Source organism: Kineococcus siccus, from assembly GCF_009906795.1.
GTDB lineage: Bacteria > Actinomycetota > Actinomycetes > Actinomycetales > Kineococcaceae > Kineococcus > Kineococcus siccus.
In genome coordinates, this window is sequence record NZ_JAAALN010000351.1 from 1 (window position 1) to 2,454 (window position 2,454).

The window sequence follows — 2,454 nt, forward strand, 5'->3', positions numbered from 1 at the left end:
GACGGCGGCCGCGTCGGGGGGGTGGGCTGGGCCTTCGCCGCCGAGCTGCGCGAGCAGGGCGTGCCCACCGAGGTCCTCACCTTCGCCCTGCCGCAGGAGTTCCTCGACCACGGCTCGCGCGAGGACGTGCTGGAGGCCGCGGGCCTCACGGCGCAGGCCATCTCGCTGCGCATCGTCGAGTCCGTCGCCCACGCCACGCGGATCGACGAGCACGCCTGAGCCGGCCGGGCGCCGCCCGCGTCAGTTGCGCAGGGCGGCCTCGCCGAGGTGCGGGTCGCTCGGGGCCAGCGCGACCTCGTCGCGCGTGACCAGCAGCGCGCGCGGGAAACCCCGGTCGGCCGGGTCGGTGGCGCTCCACGCCGCCCCGACGAACGCCGGGTCGATCCGCGCCAGGTCGAACCAGCCGCGTGTGCGGACGGGGACGGCGACGGCCCGCAGGACCGACGCCACCGAGCGGTCGGGCCCGCACACCAGGTGCTCGCGCAGCGTGCTCGACGTGAGCAGCGTCGGCACGTCGCAGCCGCCCGCGGGCCGCAGCAGGTCCTGACCGCGGTGCCCGGCGTCGCGCGCGAGCCGCTCGACGACGAGCGCGCCCATGGCCTCGAGGTGCCTCCGGTCGGCCGCCGTCAGCGCCGGGTCGGCCCCGGTGGCGGCCGCCGACACCGCGGGCACCGCGAGGACCCGCTCGGCGTTGCCCCAGTCCACGACCACCCCCGGCCCCAGGTCGACGGCGCCGCCCAGGACGCGCGTGCTGCGCCACGCCCGGCCCAGGTGGCCGACGGCCGTCGTGGGCAGGCCGAGGGCGACGCGCCGCGCGCCCTGGCGGTGCAGGGCCCGGTGGGCCAGGAGGAGGTCGCGGACGCGGAAGCGGACGACGTCCTCCCGGCCCACGCCGGGCACCGCGGGCCCGGTCGTCGCGAGCGCGACCTCCGCCCAGCTCAGCGGGGCGCAGCCCGGCATCCAGAGGCCGTCGTCGTCGAGGTCCACGTCCACGTCGTCCAGCACGCTCACGGCCAGCACGCCGCGGCGCAGCAGGGCACGGTCGGCGAGGGAGGGGGGCGACGAGGGCATGGACGCGAACCTAGGCGAACGGTGGCCGGTGCGGCGGTCCGCGTGAGCGTGGTTGCGCCGCACGGGGGACGGGGCGTCCCCGGACGGCCCAGGCGGCCACGGTCCGCGACCGCGCCGTGCCGACGCCGGCCGCCGCGGGCGGGCCGGTCGGGTCAGCCGGTGGCCAGGTGGAACCACACGGTCTTGCCCGCGGGGCCGTGCTGCGGGGGCGACCCGGCCGGGTCCGGGAACGCCTCGAGGCGCTCCGCGGGCTCCGGGTCGGCCCCCGGGCGGTCGTCGTCGGGCACCGGCCAGCCGGCGTCGTCCCAGTCGGGGGCCTCCGGCGCCTGGTCGACGGGGCTGTGGCTCGGGTAGTACCCCCACGCCGTGGCGAGCGCGTCCACGATCGCGATGCCGCGCCCGCTCGTGGCGTGCACCGTCTGCTCCTTCAGGGCGGGGATCGCCGCGTTGGAGTCGGAGATCCCGACGAGGATCCCCTCCGCGTCGTGGGTCAGGCTCAGCGTCAGGGGGCCGTGGCCGTGCGCCAGCGCGTTGGCCACCAGCTCGTGCGTCAGCAGCTCCGCGATCCAGCGGCGCGCCTCGGGCAGGTGCTCCTCGGGGCAGTGCTCGCAGACCCAGTGGCGGGCCATCCGGGCAGCGGAGAGGTGTTCAGTCAGGGTGAGGCGTTCCACGGTTCGCACCTCCGTCGACGACGACGACGACGGCGCGTCGTCGACACCGTCAGGGGAGACGATGACGCACGACGCAGCCCGCGGCAAGGCGGTCCGTGTCCCGGACGTCCGATCTCCTCAGCCCTGCGGCGTGATCTTCGTCTCGCCGGTGGCAGCGGTTGCACTCTCGGTGTCGGCGGAGGCACCCGGTGACACCGTGCCGCCCGCCGCCGCGACGGTGCCGTCGACCGCGACCTCTCCCGCCCCCTCGCCCGCTCCTGCGGCCGCGGCGGTCGCCTCGACGAACGCCTCCGCCAGCGGGGCGGCGACGAGCGCGACCTGCCAGGCGCGGGCCCGGCTGGCCCGCAGGGCGGCCGCGACGGTCTCGGCGCTCACCTCGGCGGGCGGGCTCCACGCCAGCCGCCGCAGGGCGTCGGGCTGCAGCAGGTTCTCCACGGGCAGGTCGTGCTCGTCGGCGAGAGCGGTGACGAGGGCGCGCCCGGCCGTGAGCCGCGCGGCGGCCTCGGGGTGGCGGGCGGCCCAGGTCCGCGGCGGCGGCGGACCGTCGCCCCGGGCCGCGTGCAGCGGCAGCTCGGACTCGCCGACGGCCGCGCCGCGCTCGACGTCGAGGTGCTGCTGGAGCTGCGCGACGCCCTCGCCGACCGCCTGACCGAGCAGGGCAAGCTCGCCTGGGCGCAGGAGGAGTTCGCGGCCGTCGTCGACGCGCCCGCCC

General features: G+C 78.2%; 2 protein-coding genes and 2 pseudogenes. 1 reads left to right on the plus strand and 3 read right to left on the minus strand.

What is annotated here, in order from left to right:
• A pseudogene (locus GTR02_RS21275) lies at positions 1 to 219 on the plus strand (1-deoxy-D-xylulose-5-phosphate synthase); the annotation flags it as partial.
• Positions 220 to 240: 21 nt separating this feature from the next.
• Here the strand turns inward: GTR02_RS21275 and GTR02_RS21280 are convergent.
• The 3 genes and pseudogenes from GTR02_RS21280 to GTR02_RS21290 all read right to left on the minus strand — a co-directional run.
• Positions 241 to 1,071, minus strand: coding sequence for a hypothetical protein (locus tag GTR02_RS21280; protein WP_166609468.1), 831 nt, complete (start codon positions 1,069 to 1,071; stop codon positions 241 to 243).
• Between the two features lie 152 nt (positions 1,072 to 1,223).
• Positions 1,224 to 1,742, minus strand: a complete 519-nt coding sequence (locus GTR02_RS21285) for an ATP-binding protein (protein ID WP_166609469.1) — start codon at positions 1,740 to 1,742, stop codon at positions 1,224 to 1,226.
• Between the two features lie 117 nt (positions 1,743 to 1,859).
• Positions 1,860 to 2,454, minus strand: a pseudogene (locus tag GTR02_RS21290) (hypothetical protein); the annotation flags it as partial.

What these genes read in the sequence shown, in the direction of transcription:
- GTR02_RS21280 (WP_166609468.1), bottom strand. Translation starts at nt 1,071, where the DNA reads ATGCCCTCGTCGCCCCCCTCCCTCGCCGACCGTGCCCTGCTGCGCCGC.